Raw genomic sequence first — 18893 nt, 5'->3', positions numbered from 1 at the left:
TGAGACTTGGCGTGGCGCACCGTAAACCCGATTTCAGGCCGTCCGGCCCTGGCCCGGCGGGCAGTTGGTCGCGGGGCCAGTGGTCTCTACCAATTCGGGAGTTCCGGCCGGCCCGGAAACGACTGCGGCCGGTGCCCGTCATCCGGACACCGGCCGTGTTGCATTCACGGAGCGTGATCGTCAGTTGAGCGCCATCTCGTCGGTCAGGTTGGCCTCGGTGCTCGGCAGGCCGAGTTCGGCGGCGCGCTTGTCGGCCATCGCCAGCAGTCGGCGGATCCGGCCGGCCACCGCGTCCTTGGTCAGCGGCGGGTCGGCGAGCGCGCCCAGCTCCTCCAGCGAGGCCTGCTTGTGCTGCATCCGCAGCTGGCCGGCCGCAGCCAGGTGCTCGGGCACCTCCTCGCCGAGGATCTCCAGCGCGCGCTGCACCCGGGCGCCGGCCGCGACCGCGGCGCGGGCCGAGCGGCGCAGGTTGGCGTCGTCGAAGTTGGCCAGGCGGTTGGCGGTGGCCCGGACCTCGCGCCGCATCCGGCGCTCCTCCCAGGCGAGCACCGACTCGTGCGCGCCGAGGCGGGTCAGCAGCGCGCCGATCGCGTCGCCGTCGCGGATCACCACCCGGTCCACGCCGCGCACCTCACGGGCCTTGGCCGGGATGCCGAGCCGACGGGCCGCGCCGACCAGGGCGAGGGCGGCCTCGGAGCCGGGGCAGGTGATCTCCAGCGAGGAGGAGCGGCCCGGCTCGGTGAGCGAGCCGTGCGCAAGGAAGGCCCCGCGCCAGGCCGCCTCGGCGTCGCAGGTGGCACCGGAGACGACCGCCGGGGGCAGGCCACGGATCGGGCGCCCGCGGCCGTCCACCAGTCCGGTCTGGCGGGCGAGCAGCTCGCCGTCCTTGACCACCCGGACCACGAAGCGGCTGCCGCGCCGCAGTCCGCCGGGGGCCATCACCACGAGGTCGGAGGAGTGGCCGAAGATCTCCAGCAGGTCCTTGCGCAGCCGCCGTGCCGCCGCCCCGGTGTCCAGCTCCGCCTCGATCACGATGCGGCCGCTCACGATGTGCAGTCCGCCCGCGAACCGCAGGATCGCCGACACCTCCGCCTTGCGACAGCAGGCCCGGGTGACCGGGAGCCGGCTGATCTCGTCCTTCACCGCTGGAGTCATCGCCATGGCCCGATCCTTCCATGTGTCCGGAAAATCCGGTCGTACGCGGCTGCCAACAGCTCCGGGTCGTGTCGCGGGGTGCCGTCGGTGCGGGCCACCGTGCCGAGCACCAGAGCGGCGCCCATCCGTTCGGCGGCCTTCTCCAGACCGTCCAGGTCGGCCTGGCCGAAGGCGCCGCCCGAGACGGCGCGCTCGTCCACCAGGATCGCATCCACTTCGAGCTCCGGAGCGTGGTCGGCGATGACCTCCAGGTGACGCTGCGGGGTGAAGCCCTCGGTCTCCCCGGGCTGCGGGGCCAGGTTGAGGGTGAGCAGTCGGCGGGCGCGGGTCTCGACCAGCGCCTTGGCCAGCTCGGGCACCAGCAGGTGCGGCAGCACGCTGGTGAACCAGGAGCCGGGGCCGAGCACCACCCAGTCCGCCTCGCGGACCGCCGTGACCGCCTCCGGGACGGCCGGCGGCTCGTCCGGCAGCAGCCGGATCGACTGCACGGTGCCGGGGGTGACGGCCACATTGGCCTGGCCGCGGACAGCCGAGACCTCGGCGGGGCGGGCCGGGTCGTGCCCGCGCACGCTCGCCTCGATGTCCAGCGGCACCGCCGACATCGGCAGCACCCGGCCCTGGACGTTCAGCAGCCGGCCGACCCAGTCCAGCGCCGCCACCGGGTCGCCGAGCTTCTCCCAGAGCGCCACGATCAGCAGGTTGCCGACCGCGTGCCCGCCCAGCTCGCCGTTGCCGGTGAAGCGCTGCTGGATCACCTCGGACCAGGTGCGGCCCCAGTCGTCGTCCCCGCACAGCGCGGCCAGCGCCTTGCGCAGGTCGCCGGGCGGCAGCACCCCCAGCTCCTCGCGCAGCCGGCCGCTGGAGCCGCCGTCGTCGGCGACGGTGACCACGGCGGTGAGGTCGCTGGTGAGCCGGCGCAGCGCGGACAGCGAGGCCGACAGGCCCTGGCCGCCGCCGAGCGCGGTGATCCGAGGCGCCGGATTGGCCCGGGCGGGACTACTGCGCGGACGGCCCGGCGCCGGGCTGCCCGCCCGTTCGCCGGTCCTGCTCTGCGGCTGTCGCCCGGGCACATATCCCGCCACACTCACCTCGCGTTCCTCGGCCCCGCCACCGGCTCCGCCGGGGGCCCGGCAGGGAAGGCGGCGGTTACTCCCGTCCCATGTCACGGTGAACGAGCACCGTCTCGACTCCGTCGGCGATGAGACGCTTGGTCAGACGCTCGGACATGGCGACGCTACGGTGCTTGCCACCGGTGCAGCCTACGGCAAGCGTCATGTAGCGCTTCCCCTCCCGTCGGTACCCCTCGGTCACGATGCGCAACAGCTCGGCGTAGCCGTTCAGGAACTCGTTGGCCCCGGGCTGCTGGAACACGTAGTCGGCGACGTCCGCGTCGGTGCCGGTCCGGGCCCTCAGCTCGGGCACCCAGTGCGGGTTGGGCAGGAAGCGGCAGTCCACCACGAGGTCGGCGTCGACCGGCAGGCCGTACTTGAAGCCGAAGGACATCACGGTGGCGCGCAGCTCGGGCTCGTCGTGGTCGGCGAACTGGGCGTCCAGCTTGGCGCGCAGCTGGTGCACGTTGAGGTTGGAGGTGTCGATCACCAGGTCGGCCTCGCCGCGCAGGTCGCGCAGCAGGTCGCGCTCCTGGTCGATGCCGTCGACGATCCGGCCGTCGGCCTGCAGCGGGTGCGGGCGGCGCACGCTCTCGAAGCGGCGCACCAGCGCCTCGTCGGAGGAGTCCAGGAAGACCACCCGGAGGCGGACGCCGCGCTTCTCCAGCTCGTCCAGCGAGGTGAGCAGGTCGTCGAAGAACTGGCGGCCGCGGACGTCCACGACCACGCCGATCCGGGCGACGTTGCCCTGGGAGCGGGCGCCCAGGTCGACCATGGTGGGGATCAGGGCCGGTGGCAGGTTGTCCACCACGAACCAGCCGAGGTCCTCCAGGCACTTCGCGGCGGTGGAGCGGCCGGCTCCGGACATGCCGGAGATGATCACCAGCTCCGGCGCGTTCTCGGCCACGTCTGACACGGTCACTTCGGTTCCCCGCTCTCGGTCTTTCTGCTGGGGAGAACGCGCACGGCACGGCCGCCCTTCCCCGTCCCGGACAGGCGGGCGGAGTCGGGGCGCGCCGACAGACGGGCGGCGTCGGCCGTCATGGCGTCTCCTGGGATGGTGCGGTCTGGGGTGCTGCGGCCACCGGCTCGGCCCGGTCCTCGATGATCTCGCCGGTCGCGGTGTTGACCGCGGGTGCGGCGGGTGTACGGGACGACAACGCCGCCGCAACAGTCTCCGCGGTGCGGCGTCCGATGCCGGGTACCGCGCAGAGTTCGTCGAGGGTGGCGGCCCGGAGCCTCTTCAGCGAGCCGAAGTGCTTGAGCAGCGCCTGGCGGCGAGTCTCGCCGAGGCCCGGGACGGAGTCCAGTTCCCCGGCGGTGAGTCGCTTGGAACGCTTGTTGCGCTGATAGCTGATCGCGAAGCGGTGGGCCTCGTCGCGGACCCGCTGGAGCAGGTAGAGGCCCTCGCTGGAGCGCGGCAGGACGACCGGGTCGTCCTCGCCGGGCAGCCAGACCTCCTCCAGTCGCTTGGCCAGGCCGCACAGCGCGACGTCGTCGATGCCGAGTTCGTCCAGGGCGCGCTTGGCGGCGGCGACCTGCGGCTGGCCGCCGTCGACCACCAGCAACTGCGGCGGGTAGGCGAAGCGCTTGGGGCGCCCCTCCTCGTCCCGGGCGCCGGTTCCGGCCTCGGGCTCCTCCTCGGGGACGGCCCACTCGCCGGTCTGCTCGCGCTCCTGGAGGTAGCGGCGGAAGCGGCGGCTGATCACCTCGTGCATCGAGCGGACGTCGTCCTGGCCCTCGAAGCCCTTGATCTGGAAGCGCCGGTACTCGCTCTTGCGGGCCAGGCCGTCCTCGAAGACGACCATCGAGGCGACCACGTCCTCGCCCTGGAGGTGGGAGATGTCGTAGCACTCGATCCGCAGCGGGACGGAGTCCAGCTCCAGCGCGTCGGCGATCTCCTGCAGGGCGCGGCTGCGGGTGGTGAGGTCGGAGGCGCGCTTGGTCTTGTGCAGCGCCAGCGCCTGCTGGGCGTTGCGCTGCACGGTGGCCATCAGGTCCTTCTTGTCGCCGCGCTGCGGGATGCGCAGGTCGACCTGGCTGCCGCGCAGGCTGCTGAGCCACTCCCGTACCGGGGCGACCGGTTCGGGCAGGGCCGGGACCAGCACCTCGCGCGGGACGGTCTCGCTGCGTTCGCCGGGAGTGGCCCCGCCGTAGAGCTGCTGGAGGGCGTGCTCGACCAGACCGGCGGTGTCGACGTCCTCGACCTTGTCGGTGACCCAGCCGCGCTGGCCGCGCACCCGGCCGCCGCGGACGTGGAAGATCTGCACGGCGGCTTCGAGTTCGTCCTCGGCCACGGCCAGCAGGTCGGCGTCGGTGGCGTCGGCGAGCACGATGGCGTTCTTCTCCATCGCGCGCTTGAGGGCGCCGATGTCGTCCCGCAGCCGGGCCGCCTTCTCGTACTCCATCTCCGCGGCGGCCTCCTGCATCTGCTCTTCCAGCCGGCGCAGGTAGTTGCCGGCGCGCCCGGCCATGAAGTCGCAGAAGTCCTCGGCCAGCGCCCGGTGTTCGTCCGCCGAGACCTTGCCGACGCAGGGCGCGGCGCACTTGCCGATGTAGCCCAGCAGGCAGGGCCGGCCGACCTGTCGGGCGCGCTTGAACACGCCGTTGGAGCAGGTGCGGACGGGGAAGACGCGCAGCAGCAGGTCGACCGTCTCGCGGATCGCCCAGGCGTGCCCGTACGGGCCGAAGTAGCGCACGCCCTTCTTGTGCGCCCCCCGCATCACCTGGACCCGCGGGTACTCCTCGTTGAGGGTGACGGCGAGTTCCGGATAGCTCTTGTCGTCTCGGTACTTGACGTTGAACCGCGGGTCGAACTCCTTGATCCAGGAGTACTCCAGCTGGAGCGCCTCGACCTCGGTGCCGACCACGGTCCACTCCACCGAGGCGGCAGTGGTGACCATGGTCGCGGTGCGCGGGTGCAGGCCGGCCAGGTCCTGGAAGTAGGACGACAGGCGCGGGCGCAGGCTCTTGGCCTTGCCGACGTAGATGACCCGGCCGTGGGCGTCACGGAACTTGTAGACGCCCGGGGAGGTCGGGATCGCGCCCGGCGCCGGGCGGTAGGTGCTCGGGTCAGCCATGAGTCCACCGTACCGAGTGCGGTCGGGGCCGCGGGGGCAAGATCAATCGAGAGGCGCTCAACTGCTTCAGCTCGGGGTGACCTTGAGGTTCCCGCCCTCGACCGTGACGGTGTAGGCGGGCAGCGGGCTGGGGGCCGGGCCGTCCTGCACCGCGCCGTCGGCGATGCCGAACCGGCTGCCGTGGCAGGGGCACTGGATCTGCTCCTTCTTGACCTGGTCCACGATGCAGCCGGCGTGGGTGCACTTGGCGCTGAAGGCCTTGTACTGGCCCGCCGTCGGCTGGGTGACCACGATCTTCTGCTCGCGGAAGACCTTGCCGCCGCCCTCCGGGATCGCCGAGGCCGGGCCGAGGTCCACCGGGCCCTTGGGGGCGCTGCTGGGGGCGGAGGAGCCGGCGGAGGAGCTGCAGCCGGTGACCGCCACGGTGCCACCGGCCGCCAGGACGGCCGCGGCCCCGCAGAGCAGGGTGCGACGGGAGGTGGCGGGGCTGGTCTCGGGGGCCTCGGACATCGGTGCGCTCCTGGCGGTTCGACTGCGGGACGGGCCACGGCTCGGTGGGCCCGTGGAAGTCTATGCGGCACGCGCTCCGCCGCTCCCGGGGTGGGAGCGGCGGAGCGCGATCCGGCTACTTCTTGACGGCGGCCCGCTTGCGCGGCGCCTTCTTGGCGGGGGCGGCGACCGGGGCGTCCGCGAAGTCGCCCGGCAGGATGTCCCGCAGGAACTTGCCCGTGTGGCTCTCCGGGACGGCCGCGATCTGCTCCGGGGTGCCCTCGGCGACCACCGTGCCGCCGCCGGAGCCGCCCTCGGGGCCCATGTCGACGATCCAGTCGGCGGTCTTGATCACATCGAGGTTGTGCTCGATGACGATCACCGTGTTGCCCTTGTCCACCAGCCCGCTGAGCACCTTGATCAGCTTGCTGATGTCCTCGAAGTGCAGGCCGGTGGTGGGCTCGTCCAGCACGTAGACCGTCCGCCCGGTGGAGCGCTTCTGCAGCTCCGAGGCGAGCTTGACGCGCTGCGCCTCGCCGCCGGAGAGCGTCGGCGCGGACTGGCCGAGCCGGACGTAGCCGAGGCCGACGTCGTTGAGCGTCCGGAGGTGGCGGGCGATCGCCGGGACGGCCTCGAAGAAGCCCAGGGCGTCCTCGATCGGCATGTCCAGCACCTCGGCGATGGACTTGCCCTTGTAGTGCACCTCCAGCGTCTCCCGGTTGTACCGGGCGCCGTGGCAGACCTCGCACGGCACGTAGACGTCCGGCAGGAAGTTCATCTCGATCTTGATGGTGCCGTCGCCGGTGCAGTTCTCGCAGCGGCCGCCCTTGACGTTGAAGGAGAACCGGCCGGGCAGGTAGCCGCGGACCTTGGCCTCCTGGGTCTCCGCGAAGAGCCGGCGGACGTGGTCGAACACCCCGGTGTAGGTGGCCGGGTTGGACCGCGGGGTGCGGCCGATCGGCGACTGGTCGACGTGCACCACCTTGTCCACCAGGTCGGTGCCGGTGATCCGGGTGTGCCGGCCGGGCACGCTGCGGGCGCCGTTCAGCTCCCGGGCGAGGTGGGTGTAGAGGATGTCGTTGACCAGCGTCGACTTGCCGGAGCCGGAGACGCCGGTGATCGCCGTCAGGGTGCCGAGCGGGAAGCCGACCGTGACGTCCTTGAGGTTGTGCTCGCGGGCGCCGTGGACGGTCAGCTGGCGCTTCCGGTCCCGGTCGCGGCGGGCGGCCGGGATCGGGATGGACCGCTTGCCGGAGAGGTACTGACCGGTCAGCGACTCCTTGTTGGAGAGCAGCTGCTTCAGCGAACCGGAGTGCACCACCTTGCCGCCGTGCTCGCCGGCGCCCGGGCCGATGTCCACCACCCAGTCCGCGGTCTTGATGGTGTCCTCGTCGTGCTCGACCACGATCAGGGTGTTGCCGATGTCGCGCAGCCGCACCAGCGTCTCGATCAGCCGGTGGTTGTCCCGCTGGTGCAGACCGATGGACGGCTCGTCCAGCACGTACAGCACGCCGACCAGGCCGGAGCCGATCTGGGTGGCCAGCCGGATGCGCTGGGCCTCGCCGCCGGACAGGGTGCCGGCCGCGCGGTCCAGGGAGAGGTAGTCCAGGCCGACGTCGACCAGGAACCGCAGCCGCTCGTTGACCTCCTTGAGGACCCGCTCGGCGATCTGCTTGTCCCGGTCGTTGAGCTTCATCGCGCCCAGGAACTCGGCGCAGTCGCTGATCGACATCGACGAGACGTCGGCGATCGACCTGTCCTCGACGGTCACCGCGAGCACCACCGGCTTGAGCCGGGTGCCCTGGCAGGTCGGGCAGGGCACCTCGCGCATGTAGCCCTCGAAGCGCTCGCGGCTGCTGTCGCTCTCCGCCTCGGTGTGCCGGCGCTGGATGAACGGGACGGCGCCCTCGAAGCCGGTGCTGTACGAGCGCTCGCGGCCGAAGCGGTTGCGGTAGCGGACCTGCACCTGGTGCTTGTGCCCGTACAGCAGCGCCTTCTTGGCGCGGGCGGGCAGCCCGGCCCAGGGGATGTCGGTGCGGAAGCCGAGCTCCTCGGCGAGGGCGTCGATCAGGCGCTGGAAGTACTCCTTGGCGTGCCCGGCCGACCACGGGTGGATCGCGCCCTCGTCCAGCGAGCGCTCCGGGTCCGGCACGACCAGCTCCGGGTCGACCTCCATCCGGTTGCCCAGGCCCGAGCAGTCCGGGCAGGCGCCGAACGGCGAGTTGAAGGAGAACGAGCGCGGCTCCAGCTCCTCGAACGACACGTCGTCGTACGGGCAGTAGAGGTGCTCGGAGTACATCCGCTCGCGCTCCGGGTCGTCCTCCGGGAGGTCGACGAAATCGAGCACGACCATGCCGCCGGACAGCCGCAGGGCCGTCTCCACCGAGTCGGTGAGGCGCCGCTTGGCGCTCTCCTTGACGGTCAGGCGGTCGACGACCACCTCGACGGTGTGCTTCTCCTGCTTCTTGAGCTTCGGCGGCTCGGCGAGCTGGATCGTCTCGCCGTCGACGCGGGCGCGGGAGTAGCCCTTGGACTGGAGGTCGGCGAAGAGGTCGACGAACTCGCCCTTGCGCTCGCGCACCACCGGGCTGAGCACCTGGAACCGGGTGCCCTCGGCGAGCTCCAGCACCTTGTCCACGATCGCCTGCGGCGACTGCTTGGCGATCGGGCGGCCGCAGTGCGGACAGTGCGGCTTGCCGATCCGGGCGAACAGCAGGCGCAGGTAGTCGTAGACCTCGGTGATGGTGCCGACGGTCGAACGGGGGTTGCGGTTGGTGGACTTCTGGTCGATCGAGACGGCCGGGGAGAGGCCCTCGATGAAGTCCACGTCGGGCTTGTCCATCTGCCCGAGGAACTGGCGGGCGTACGAGGACAGCGACTCGACGTAGCGGCGCTGGCCCTCGGCGAAGATCGTGTCGAAGGCGAGCGAGGACTTACCGGAGCCGGAGAGGCCCGTGAAGACGATGAGGGAGTCGCGGGGCAGGTCGAGCGAGACGTTCTTGAGGTTGTGCTCGCGAGCACCGCGGACGATGAGGCGGTCGGCCACTGCTTCTGGCGCCTTTCTCCGGGGCGAGATGGCTTGCGGTGAGATTCGGTCTTCTTCCAGGATGCGGCAGCCAGCCTATAGCTCAGACGTTCGAATATCGACTTTGTCCAGCGGAGTCCACCCGAACGAGTGAGACCACCCTCGGGACCGTCCGTACCCGGACCGAAAAAGGCCCTGCTCAGGGCGCGGATTCGGCGATAGCGTCGCCTGGTCAACGAGCGAAGCCCTCCTCGGGCAACGCGCCGTCTCGTACAGAAGGCAGATTCGATGTCCGACTCGCACTCCGCCGCCGCTCTAGCCACCGAGCGACTGAACCTGGTCGAGGCAAGCACCCGGCGCATGCTGGAGACCGTCGCCGGGCTGAAGCCGGAGGCCGTCACCGAGCCCTCCGCGCTCCCCGGCTGGACCCGCGGCCACGTGCTGGCCCACATCGCCCGCAACGCCGACTCCCTGGTCAACCTGCTGGCCGGCGCCCGCACCGGCACCGACATCCCGCAGTACGCCAGCGAGCAGGCCCGCGACCAGGGGATCGAGGACGGCGCCGGCCGCCCGCTGGACACCCAGCTCGCCGACCTGCGCGAGTCGCACGAGCGCTTCGCCGCGGCCGCCGCGCTGATGACCGACGAGAACTGGGCCGCCGACGTGCGCCACCGCTCCGGCGCCGTCTTCCCGGCCTGCGACCTGGTCTGGAAGCGCCTCGGCGAACTGGAGTACCACCTGGTCGACCTGGACGGCGGCTACTCCCCCGCCGAGTGGCCGGAGGAGTTCGCGGTCATCGAGTTCCACAAGCTCGCGATCAAGCTGCACGGCAACGAGCTGCCCGCCGTCGAGCTGGTCGCCGAGGACACCGGGGACCGCGGCCTGATCGGCTCGGGCCCCGTCTCGCTGACCGTCGAGGGCCCGCACCGCGCCCTGCTCGCCTGGCTCTCCGGCCGCTCCGACGGCGCGGACCTGCGCCGCACGCCCGACACCGCGCTCCCCCAGCTTCCCCCCATGGGCTGACCGCGCAAGGATGATCCCAGGACCGACACAACGAGGAGCGGACGCATGACGTACCACGGAGCGGTCAAGGTCGGCGGGCCGCCGGACGTGCGGGAGCTGGCCCACCTGATGATCACCAAGGTGGCCGTCGGCCCGTACGACAACAACGCCTACCTGCTGCGCTGCCGGGCCACCGACGAGCAGCTGCTGATCGACGCCGCCGCCGACGCCCCGGTGCTGCTGGAGACCGTCGGGGACGACCTGGAGACGGTGGTCACCACCCACCGGCACCACGACCACTGGGGCGCGCTCGCCGAGGTGGTCGCCACCACCGGCGCCCGCACCGCCGCCGGCCAGCACGACGCCCAGGGCATCGACGTCCCCACCGAGCTGCTGCTCGCCGACGGCGACAAGCTGCGGGTCGGCGACGTCGAGCTGACCGTCCGGCACCTGGTCGGCCACACCCCGGGCGCGATCGTGCTCATCTACGACGACCCGCAGGGCCACCCGCACGTCTTCACCGGCGACTGCCTCTTCCCGGGCGGCGTCGGCAACACCTGGGGCGACCCGGAGGCCTTCGAGACCCTCTTCCGGGACGTCAACGAGAAGATCTTCGACGTCCTCCCGGACGAGGCCTGGATCTACCCCGGCCACGGCAACGACACCACCCTCGGCGCCGAGCGCCCGCACCTGGAGGAATGGCGCGAGCGCGGCTGGTGACCCCACCCGGGCCACCCGCAGAACTGAGCCCCGCCGCCGGATTCGCCATCCGGCGGCGGGGCTCAAGCATGTTCGGTTTCCGGTCATGCGGCGAGTTTCTCGGACTCCTTCTCGGCCTGCTCATGCTGCTTCCTGGAGGCCATCAGGCTGGTCACCGTCGTCACGACCAGCACCACCACGATGAAGCCCAGCGAGAACGGGATGCCGACCTCCGGGACGTTCGCGCCGGCCTCGTGGGCGGCGTGCAGGACCAGCTTCACGCCGATGAAGCCGAGGATCACCGACAGGCCGTAGCTCAGGTGGACCAGCTTCTTCAGCAGGCCGCCGATCAGGAAGTACAGCTGGCGCAGGCCCATCAGGGCGAAGGCGTTGGCGGTGAAGACGATGTACGGGTCCTGGGTGAGGCCGAAGATGGCCGGGATCGAGTCCAGGGCGAACAGCACGTCCGTGGTGCCGATCGCCAGCATGACGATCAGCATCGGGGTGATCAGCCGGCGGCCGTTCTCCCGGATGAAGAGCTTCGTACCGTGGTACTTGTCGGTCGACGGGAAGCGCTGCGTGATCGACTTGAGCAGGCGGTTCTCCTCGAACTCCTCGTCCTCCTCGTCGGCCCGGGCCTCCTTGATCAGCTTCCAGGCCGTCCAGATCAGGAAGGCGCCGAAGACGAAGAACACCCAGGAGAACTGGGAGACCAGCGCCGCGCCGCCCGCGATGAACACCGCCCGGAGCACCAGGGCGATGATCACACCGAACATCAGCACGCGCTGCTGGTAGATCCTGGGCACCGCGAACTTGCCCATGATCAGGATGAACACGAAGAGGTTGTCGACACTGAGCGACTTCTCGGTGATGTAGCCGGCGAAGAACTCGCCCGCCGGCTGCCCGCCGGAGTGCCACCAGAGGAACCCGCCGAAGAGCGCCGCCAGAGCGACCCAGACGGCCGTCCAGATCCCGGCCTCCTTGATCGAGACCTCGTGCGGCTTGCGCCCCCCGATGAAGAAGTCGGCCACCACCAGTGCGATCAGCACACCGATCGTGGTGACCCACATGGTTACGGAAACGTCCATGACTGCTCCTCCGGCAGCTAGGCGAGACAGGTCGTCACTGCCGGAGGTCTCTTCCGCCCATCGGGCCAGCGCCCCGGGGTGCCACGACGGGCACCCGTGATGACGGGGTCGGCTGTCGAGGAATACTCCCCTCCGCTGCCGTCGAGAGTAACAGGGAAGGCAAGGAAAGGTAAAGAAGGTAAAGGACCGTCAGAGGAACGGCTCGACCGCCGGCAGCAGGTCCTGGAAGGTCCGTCCCTTGGCCGGGGCGCCGATCGCCTGCATCTCCCAGCCGCCGTTGCCGTCCCGGACCACCTTCGCCATGATCTGCCCGGTGTGCGGCCCGCCGCCCGCCAGCTCGTACCGGGCCAGCTCCACCCCGGTGGTCTCGTCCAGCAGCCGGCAGTGCGCCCGACTCACCTCGGCGAAGGTCTGCCCGGTGTACGAGCTGACCGTGAACACCACCTGGGTGATGTGCGCCGGCACGTGCAACAGGTCGACGAGGATCGCCTCGTCGTCCTCGGCGCCGGAGCCGCCCTCCAGGTTGTCCCCGGTGTGCCGCACCGAGCCGTCGGTGGACTCCAGGTGCTGGAAGAACACCACGTCGGACGGGGTCTTCTCGGCGTACAGCAGTGCCGAGGCGTCCAGGTCGATCTTCCTGGTCCGGCTGCCGAACAGGCCCCGCTTGGGGGCGGCCTGCCAGCCGAGCCCCATCCGGACCACGGTCAGGGTGCCGCCCGCCCCCTTCTGGAGGCTGACCCGCTGCCCTTTGGCAAGGTTCACCGACACGACGTTGTCCTCTCTGCCGGCCACGCGGTCACACCCGCACGGCTCCCGGTGGAACACCCCGTCGCCGTCCCCCGGCTGAGGCCCCCTCTGCAAGACGGCCCGCAACCCCGTCCCGAGGGCGCGGTGCCGCAGGCCAGCCTAGGGCCTGCGGCACCCCCGCCCCCTCCGAGTTACCCGGTTTGTGGCAAGGCTGAGACACCGCCGGGCTTGACCGGTGCGAGAACCGGCCAAGCCCGACGCACCGGCAGACAGGTCAGGCCACACCGGCCTCGCGCATCTGCCGCAGCTCCTTCTTCAGCTCCTTCACCTCGTCGCGCAGCCGCGCCGCGACCTCGAACTGGAGATCGGCGGCGGCCGTGTGCATCCGGTCGGTCATCTCCTGGATCAGGTCCGCCAGCTCGGCGGCCGGCAGCGACTTGGCGGGCTTGCGCTCCGAGCCCAGCATCGGCACCGGGGCCTTGCCGCCCTTCTGGCCCGCGCCGCGGTAGCCGGTGGAGAGCAGCTCGTCGGTGTCGACGTCCTCGCGGGCGAGGGTGTCCAGGATGTCGCCGATCTTCTTCCGCAGCGGCTGCGGGTCGATCCCGTGCTCCTTGTTGTAGGCCTGCTGGACGTCCCGGCGGCGGTTGGTCTCCTCGATCGCCTTCTCCATCGAGGGGGTGATCCGGTCCGCGTACATGTGGACCTGGCCGGAGACGTTACGGGCGGCGCGGCCGATCGTCTGGATGAGGGAGGTGCCGGAGCGCAGGAAGCCCTCCTTGTCCGCGTCCAGGATCGCCACCAGCGACACCTCGGGCAGGTCCAGGCCCTCGCGCAGCAGGTTGATGCCGACCAGCACGTCGAACCGGCCCGCGCGCAGCTCGCGCAGCAGCTCGACCCGGCGCAGGGTGTCCACGTCGCTGTGCAGGTACCGGACCCGGATGTCCAGGCCGAGCATGTAGTCGGTGAGGTCCTCGGCCATCTTCTTGGTCAGCGTGGTGACCAGGACGCGCTCGTCCCGCTCCACCCGCTTGCGGACCTCGTGCACCAGGTCGTCGATCTGGCCCTCGGTCGGCTTGACGATCACCTCGGGGTCGATCAGGCCGGTCGGGCGGATGATCTGCTCGACCTGGCCGTCGCCGCGGGACAGCTCGTACGGGCCGGGCGTCGCCGACAGGTAGACCGTCTGACCGATCCGCCCCAGGAACTCCTCCCACTTCAGCGGGCGGTTGTCCATCGCGGACGGCAGCCGGAAGCCGTGCTCGACCAGGGTGCGCTTGCGCGAGGCGTCGCCCTCGTACATCGCGCCGATCTGCGGGACGGTGACGTGCGACTCGTCGATGACCAGGAGGAAGTCCTCCGGGAAGTAGTCCAGCAGGGTGTTCGGCGGGGAGCCGGGCTCGCGGCCGTCGAAGTGCATCGAGTAGTTCTCGACGCCCGAGCAGGTGCCGATCTGGCGCAGCATCTCGATGTCGTAGGTGGTGCGCATGCGCAGCCGCTGGGCCTCCAGCAGCTTGCCCTGCTTCTCCAGCTTGGCGAGCGTCTGCTCCAGCTCCTGCTCGATGCCGGTGATCGCCCGCTCCATGCGCTCGGGGCCGGCCACGTAGTGCGAGGCGGGGAAGACGTAGATCTGCTCGTCCTGGCTGATGATCTCGCCGGTGAGCGGGTGCAGGGTGTAGAGCGCCTCGATCTCGTCGCCGAACATCTCGATCCGGACGGCGAGCTCCTCGTAGACCGGGAAGATCTCGATGGTGTCGCCGCGGACCCGGAAGGTGCCCCGGGTGAAGGCCACGTCGTTGCGCGCGTACTGGATGTCCACGAAGCGGCGCAGCAGCACGTCGCGGTCGATCTCCTGGCCGACCTTGAGCGGGACCATCCGGTCCACGTACTCCTGCGGGGTGCCGAGGCCGTAGATGCAGGAGACGGAGGCGACCACGATCACGTCACGGCGGGTGAGCAGCGAGTTGGTCGCCGAGTGCCGCAGCCGCTCGACCTCCTCGTTGATCGAGGAGTCCTTCTCGATGTAGGTGTCCGTCTGCGGGACGTACGCCTCGGGCTGGTAGTAGTCGTAGTACGAGACGAAGTACTCGACCGCGTTGTTCGGCAGCAGCTCGCGGAACTCGTTCGCCAGCTGCGCGGCCAGCGTCTTGTTCGGCGCCATCACCAGGGTGGGGCGCTGTAGCTTCTCGATCATCCAGGCCGTGGTGGCCGACTTGCCGGTACCGGTGGCACCGAGCAGCACGACGTCCTTCTCCCCTCCCCTGATCCGCCGCTCCAGCTCGGCGATCGCCGTCGGCTGGTCACCGTTCGGCTGGAAGGGACTGACGACCTCGAAGGGCGCCACGGACCGCTCAATACTCGTGATGGGTCGCACGAGTCCACCGTACGACCCACGACTGACAACCGTGGCCGCTTCGCTCAGGCCGCGTGCGTCTCGAACCTCATGGCGGGCTCGCGGCCTCCGCCCTCGAAGACGTTCACCCCAGCTTCTCGCTGTCCCGGGCCAGGGCGACCAGGCGGGAGATGGCCCGCAGGTACTTCTTGCGGTAGCCGCCGCGCAGCATGTCCTCCGGGAAGACCTGGTCGAAGGGCAGGCCGGAGGCGGTGATGGGCAGCTCGCGGTCGTACATCCGGTCGGCCAGGACGACCAGGCGCAGCGCGGTGGACTGGTCGTCGACCTGGCGCACGCCGCGCAGGCAGACCGCGGTGACGTCGTCCAGCAGCGCGCCGTAGCGGCTGGGGTGGACGGCGGAGAGGTGGGCCAGCAGGGCGTCGAAGTCGTCCAGCGAGGCGCCCGGGGTGCGGGCGGCGACGGTCTCGACGGTCTCGTCGGTGTACGGCGGCGGGGCGTCGGGCAGGCCGCGGTGGCGGTAGTCCTGGCCGTCGATCCGCATCGGGCGGAAGTGCGCGGACAGGCCCTGGATCTCGCGCAGGAAGTCGGCGGCGGCGAAGCGGCCCTCGCCGAGCTTCTCCGGCAGGGTGTTCGAGGTGGCGCACAGCTTGACGCCGTTCTCGACCAGGCGGCCGAGCAGCGTGGAGACCAGCACGGTGTCGCCCGGGTCGTCCAGCTCGAACTCGTCGATGCACAGCAGCGTGTGCCCGGAGAGGGTCTGGACGGCCTGCTGGAAGCCGAGCGCGCCGACCAGGTTGGTCAGCTCGACGAAGGTGCCGAAGGCCTTCGGGCCGGGGGCGGCGTGCCAGAGCGAGGCGAGCAGGTGGGTCTTGCCGACGCCGTAGCCGCCGTCGAGGTAGACCCCGGCGGGGCCGGTGGGCGCGGGGGCGGAGCGGCGGAACCAGCTGCGCTTGGGCGCAGAACCGTTTCCTCGCGCGAGGGTGCCCGCGAACTGCTCCAGCACCTGCACGGCCTCGTACTGGCTGGGCTGGGTCTGGTCCGGGATGTACGTCCCGAAGCTCACGTCGGCGAACCGGGGCGGCGGGACCATCTCGGCGACCAGCCGCTCGGCGGGCACGACGGGGCGGCGGTCGGTGAGCGCGATCGGGTTGCCGGCCGGGCTCGCGGCGGCTATGGACTCGGTCGCGGTGGCGGGGTGGGAGGCTGCGGGCACATCAGTAGAGGGTACGCCTGGTCGATGCGGCCTCCGAACCGCCTCCGGACGGCCTCCGGACCGCCTCCGAACGGCCCTCGGTGGAACACTGAGGGCATGCAACAGTTGATCAGCCCGCTGGGTGCGCCGGTCGCCGATCCGGCCGCGCTGGAGTCGCTCGCCGCCGTCTACGCGTACCCCGACCAGGTGAATCAGGGGCACCCGTGGCTGCGCGCCAACATGGTGGCCGGACTGGACGGCGGGGCGAAGCTGGAGGGCCTGTCCGAGGGCCTGTCCGGCGACGCCGACAAGCGGATCTTCGGTGTGCTGCGCGCCCTGTCGGACGTGGTGCTGGTGGGCGCCGAGACGGTCCGCGCGGAGGGTTACCGTCCGGCCCGGGCCCGTCGGGAGTTCGCGGCGGCGCGGGCGGCGGCGGGGCAGGCCCCGGCCCCGGCGATCGCGATCGTGAGCCGCTCGCTGGACCTCGACCTGAGTGCACCGCTGTTCGCGGAACCGCTGGTCAGGACGGTCGTGATCACCGTCGAGGACGCCCCCGAGGAGCGCCGCCGGGCGGTCGCCGAGGTGGCCGACCTGGTGCTCGCCGGGCGGGGTTCGGTGGACCTGCGGGCCGGTGTGGCGGCCCTGGTGGAGCGGGGCTGGACCCGTCTGCTGAGCGAGGGCGGCCCGCGGCTGCTGGGACAGCTCGCGGCGGCGGGCCTGCTGGACGAGCTGTGCCTGTCGCTGGCCCCGTTGATCACGGGCGGCGACGCGCCGCGCATCGTCCACGATGCGCAAATGCCTGACGTGCAACGGATGCGGCTGGTCTCATTGATCGAGCAGAAAGGATTCCTCTTCACCCGCTACCTGCGTCACCTGGGTTCGGATGACCCCGTGACCCCCCGATCGTGATCCCGTTATGCGATGCCGGGGCCTGGGGGCCGGCCACTGGAAGGGACTCACGTGTTCAAGACGGTACTGATGATCGAAAAGGCTCTCTCGGACGCGGACGTGGAGCTCGTCACGACGCTCCACAGCGACGAGAAGGTGTCCTTCGTCGTCCTGATGCAGCCGCGCGGCAAGCAGGACGAACTGCTGCGGGCGCTCGACGACGTCGCCCTCGGCCACCTCGACAAGGTGGTGCACGAGCACGACGAATCCGAGAGCGGTCCGACCCTGGCCGGTGAATCGCTCGAGCACAGCCTGCGCCACCTGCGCCGGGCCGGGGCCGAGGCGGCCGGCGAACTGGTCGAGGACAAGCCGCTGGAGCGGCTGCGCGCGGTGGTCGAGGAACAGCGCGCGGACGAAGTGGTGGTGCTCACCTCACCGCACTTCGTGGAGGAGTTCTTCCATCGCGACTGGGCCTCCCAGGCCCGGCACAAGGTGGGGGTCCCGGTGCTGAGGCTGTTCGCCAGCGACTCCTAGCTCCGCGCGCCCGTGGTGCAGAATCGTCCTTGCGGTCCGCCCGCGAGGACGATTCGCACATCGCCGGACCCGCCTGCCCACCAGCCCCCGCCCGTACGGAGCACACGCCTTGAACGACGCCGCGCACGACCTGCACGCCCCGCACTTCATCGGCATCGGCGGCGCCGGGATGTCCGGCCTGGCGAAGATCCTCGCAGTGCGCGGTGCCAGCGTCTCCGGCAGCGACTCCAAGGAGTCCGAGACCGTCCTCGCGCTGCGCGCCCTCGGCGCGACGGTGCACGTGGGCCACGCCGCCGAGCACGTGCCGGACGGCACCAGCTGCGTCGTCGTCTCCAGCGCGATCCGCGCCGACAACCCGGAGCTGGCCGCCGCCCACGAGCGCGGCATCCCGGTGGTGCACCGCTCCGACGCGCTGGCCGCGCTGATGGGCGGCCGCCGGGCGCTGGCGGTGGCCGGCACCCACGGCAAGACCACCACCACCAGCATGCTCGCCGTCGCCCTCGGCGAGCTGGGCCTGGAGCCGTCCTACGCGATCGGCGGCGACCTCGACGCCCCCGGCTCCAACGCCCACCACGGCGCCGGCGAGATCTTCGTCGCCGAGGCCGACGAGAGCGACCGCAGCTTCCACAAGTACGCGCCCGAGGTGGCGATCGTGCTCAATGTGGAGCTGGACCACCACGCCAACTACGCCTCGATCGAGGAGATCTACGAGTCCTTCGAGACCTTCGTCGGCCGGATCACCCCCGGCGGCACCCTGGTGGTCTCCGCCGACCACGACGGCGCCCGCGAGCTGACCGCCCGGGTGGCCGCCCGCGAGGGGCTGAACGTGGTGACCGTCGGCTCCGCCGAGGACGCCGACGTGCGCGTCCTGTCGGTGGTCGCCCACGGCATGACCAGCGAGGTCACCGTGCTGCTGGACGGCGCCGAGCTGGCCTTCACCGTCTCGGTGCCCGGCCGGCACTACGCCCACAACGCGGTCGCCGCGCTGGCCGCCGGCGTCGCCCTGGGCGTCCCGGCCGCCGACCTGGCCAAGGCGATCGGCGCCTACACCGGCGTGCGCCGCCGCCTGCAGCTCAAGGGCGAGGAGTCCGGCGTCCAGGTGATCGACTCCTACGCCCACCACCCGACCGAGATGACCGCCGACCTGGAGGCGATCCGCGAGGGCCTGGACGGCGAGGGCCGCGTCCTGGTGGTCTTCCAGCCGCACCTGTTCAGCCGCACCCAGCAGCTCTCCGAGGAGATGGGCCAGGCCCTCGCGCTGGCCGACGCCTCGGTGGTGCTGGACATCTACCCGGCCCGCGAGGACCCGATCCCGGGCGTGACCAGCGAGCTGATCATCGACGCCGCCCGCCGGGCCGGCGCCGACATCACCGCCGAGCACGACTTCGCCGCCGCCCCCGCCCTGCTGGCCGGGCTGGCCCGCCCGGGCGACCTGCTGCTCACCATGGGCGCGGGCGACGTCACCAACCTCGGGCCCGAAATTCTGAAGCACCTCGCGAACGTTGCCTCCAACGTCTGACGTACGCCGAGCGGGA

Annotated in this window: 15 protein-coding genes; 5 read left to right on the top strand and 10 right to left on the bottom strand. The window is 71.2% G+C overall.

Features of this window, described 5'->3' with window-relative positions; all coding sequences use genetic code 11:
• Nucleotides 1–180 precede the first annotated feature (180 nt).
• The 6 genes from whiA to uvrA form a co-directional block, all read right to left on the bottom strand.
• On the bottom strand, nt 181–1161 hold the full coding sequence (gene whiA, locus ACIRYZ_RS17670) for a DNA-binding protein WhiA (protein ID WP_188308910.1): 981 nt from the start codon (nt 1159–1161) through the stop codon (nt 181–183).
• Nucleotides 1152–2237 carry a uridine diphosphate-N-acetylglucosamine-binding protein YvcK gene (gene yvcK / locus ACIRYZ_RS17665; protein WP_393026337.1) on the bottom strand — a complete coding sequence of 362 codons (1086 nt, stop codon included), beginning with the start codon at nt 2235–2237 and terminating at the stop codon, nt 1152–1154. Before yvcK ends, whiA begins: the two co-directional genes overlap by 10 nt.
• A 64-nt stretch (nt 2238–2301) precedes the next feature.
• On the bottom strand, nt 2302–3186 hold the full coding sequence (gene rapZ / locus ACIRYZ_RS17660; RefSeq protein ID WP_396536306.1) for an RNase adapter RapZ: 885 nt from the start codon (nt 3184–3186) through the stop codon (nt 2302–2304).
• 118 nt (nt 3187–3304) lie between these two features.
• Nucleotides 3305–5344 (bottom strand): excinuclease ABC subunit UvrC, encoded by a 2040-nt coding sequence (uvrC, locus tag ACIRYZ_RS17655; protein ID WP_402944952.1) that lies wholly within the window; start codon nt 5342–5344, stop codon nt 3305–3307.
• A 66-nt stretch (nt 5345–5410) separates the two neighbouring features.
• Entirely contained in the window at nt 5411–5854 is a 444-nt protein-coding gene (locus tag ACIRYZ_RS17650; RefSeq protein WP_402944949.1) for a Rieske (2Fe-2S) protein, read from the bottom strand.
• A 115-nt stretch (nt 5855–5969) separates the two neighbouring features.
• On the bottom strand, nt 5970–8879 hold the full coding sequence (gene uvrA / locus ACIRYZ_RS17645; protein ID WP_402944947.1) for an excinuclease ABC subunit UvrA: 2910 nt from the start codon (nt 8877–8879) through the stop codon (nt 5970–5972).
• A 267-nt stretch (nt 8880–9146) separates the two neighbouring features.
• Between uvrA and ACIRYZ_RS17640 the strand changes: the two genes are divergently transcribed.
• A complete protein-coding gene (locus ACIRYZ_RS17640) occupies nt 9147–9881 on the top strand; it encodes a maleylpyruvate isomerase family mycothiol-dependent enzyme (protein ID WP_402944944.1) in 735 nt (244 codons plus the stop codon).
• 45 nt (nt 9882–9926) lie between these two features.
• On the top strand, nt 9927–10580 hold the full coding sequence (locus tag ACIRYZ_RS17635; RefSeq protein ID WP_402944941.1) for an MBL fold metallo-hydrolase: 654 nt from the start codon (nt 9927–9929) through the stop codon (nt 10578–10580).
• Between the two features lie 83 nt (nt 10581–10663).
• On the opposite strand, the gene ACIRYZ_RS17630 is transcribed toward ACIRYZ_RS17635, so the two are convergent.
• From ACIRYZ_RS17630 to zapE, 4 genes are all read right to left on the bottom strand, one after another.
• A complete protein-coding gene (locus ACIRYZ_RS17630) occupies nt 10664–11647 on the bottom strand; it encodes a TerC family protein (protein ID WP_402944939.1) in 984 nt (327 codons plus the stop codon).
• A 189-nt stretch (nt 11648–11836) separates the two neighbouring features.
• Entirely contained in the window at nt 11837–12415 is a 579-nt protein-coding gene (locus ACIRYZ_RS17625) for a TerD family protein (protein ID WP_402944936.1), read from the bottom strand.
• Nucleotides 12416–12668: 253 nt separating this feature from the next.
• A complete protein-coding gene (gene uvrB / locus ACIRYZ_RS17620; RefSeq protein WP_402944934.1) occupies nt 12669–14765 on the bottom strand; it encodes an excinuclease ABC subunit UvrB in 2097 nt (698 codons plus the stop codon).
• Nucleotides 14766–14868: 103 nt separating this feature from the next.
• A complete protein-coding gene (zapE, locus tag ACIRYZ_RS17615) occupies nt 14869–15918 on the bottom strand; it encodes a cell division protein ZapE (protein WP_402945241.1) in 1050 nt (349 codons plus the stop codon).
• 135 nt (nt 15919–16053) lie between these two features.
• Between zapE and ACIRYZ_RS17610 the strand changes: the two genes are divergently transcribed.
• The 3 genes from ACIRYZ_RS17610 to murC all read left to right on the top strand — a co-directional run bounded on the left by ACIRYZ_RS17610 (nt 16054) and on the right by murC (nt 18877).
• Nucleotides 16054–16845: a pyrimidine reductase family protein gene (locus ACIRYZ_RS17610; protein WP_393026117.1), complete on the top strand. Its 792-nt coding sequence runs from the start codon at nt 16054–16056 to the stop codon at nt 16843–16845.
• Nucleotides 16846–16896: 51 nt separating this feature from the next.
• Nucleotides 16897–17358, top strand: coding sequence for an indole-3-glycerol phosphate synthase (locus ACIRYZ_RS17605; protein WP_393026115.1), 462 nt, complete (start codon nt 16897–16899; stop codon nt 17356–17358).
• 109 nt (nt 17359–17467) lie between these two features.
• Complete coding sequence (gene murC / locus ACIRYZ_RS17600; RefSeq protein ID WP_402944930.1) at nt 17468–18877, top strand: UDP-N-acetylmuramate--L-alanine ligase; 1410 nt, start codon at nt 17468–17470, stop codon at nt 18875–18877.
• Nucleotides 18878–18893 lie beyond the last annotated feature (16 nt).

Origin of the sequence: Kitasatospora sp. NPDC101155 (assembly GCF_044768305.1) — a bacterium.
Lineage (GTDB): Bacteria > Actinomycetota > Actinomycetes > Streptomycetales > Streptomycetaceae > Kitasatospora.
Note: the sequence above shows the minus strand (reverse complement) of the source record. Positions and strands in the feature narration are given on the sequence as shown.

What these genes read in the sequence shown, in the direction of transcription:
- ACIRYZ_RS17610 (WP_393026117.1), top strand. Translation starts at nt 16,054, where the DNA reads ATGCAACAGTTGATCAGCCCGCTGGGTGCGCCGGTCGCCGATCCGGCC.
- ACIRYZ_RS17650 (WP_402944949.1), bottom strand. Translation starts at nt 5,854, where the DNA reads ATGTCCGAGGCCCCCGAGACCAGCCCCGCCACCTCCCGTCGCACCCTG.
- whiA (WP_188308910.1), bottom strand. Translation starts at nt 1,161, where the DNA reads ATGGCGATGACTCCAGCGGTGAAGGACGAGATCAGCCGGCTCCCGGTC.
- ACIRYZ_RS17635 (WP_402944941.1), top strand. Translation starts at nt 9,927, where the DNA reads ATGACGTACCACGGAGCGGTCAAGGTCGGCGGGCCGCCGGACGTGCGG.
- ACIRYZ_RS17640 (WP_402944944.1), top strand. Translation starts at nt 9,147, where the DNA reads ATGTCCGACTCGCACTCCGCCGCCGCTCTAGCCACCGAGCGACTGAAC.
- ACIRYZ_RS17630 (WP_402944939.1), bottom strand. Translation starts at nt 11,647, where the DNA reads ATGGACGTTTCCGTAACCATGTGGGTCACCACGATCGGTGTGCTGATC.
- uvrC (WP_402944952.1), bottom strand. Translation starts at nt 5,344, where the DNA reads ATGGCTGACCCGAGCACCTACCGCCCGGCGCCGGGCGCGATCCCGACC.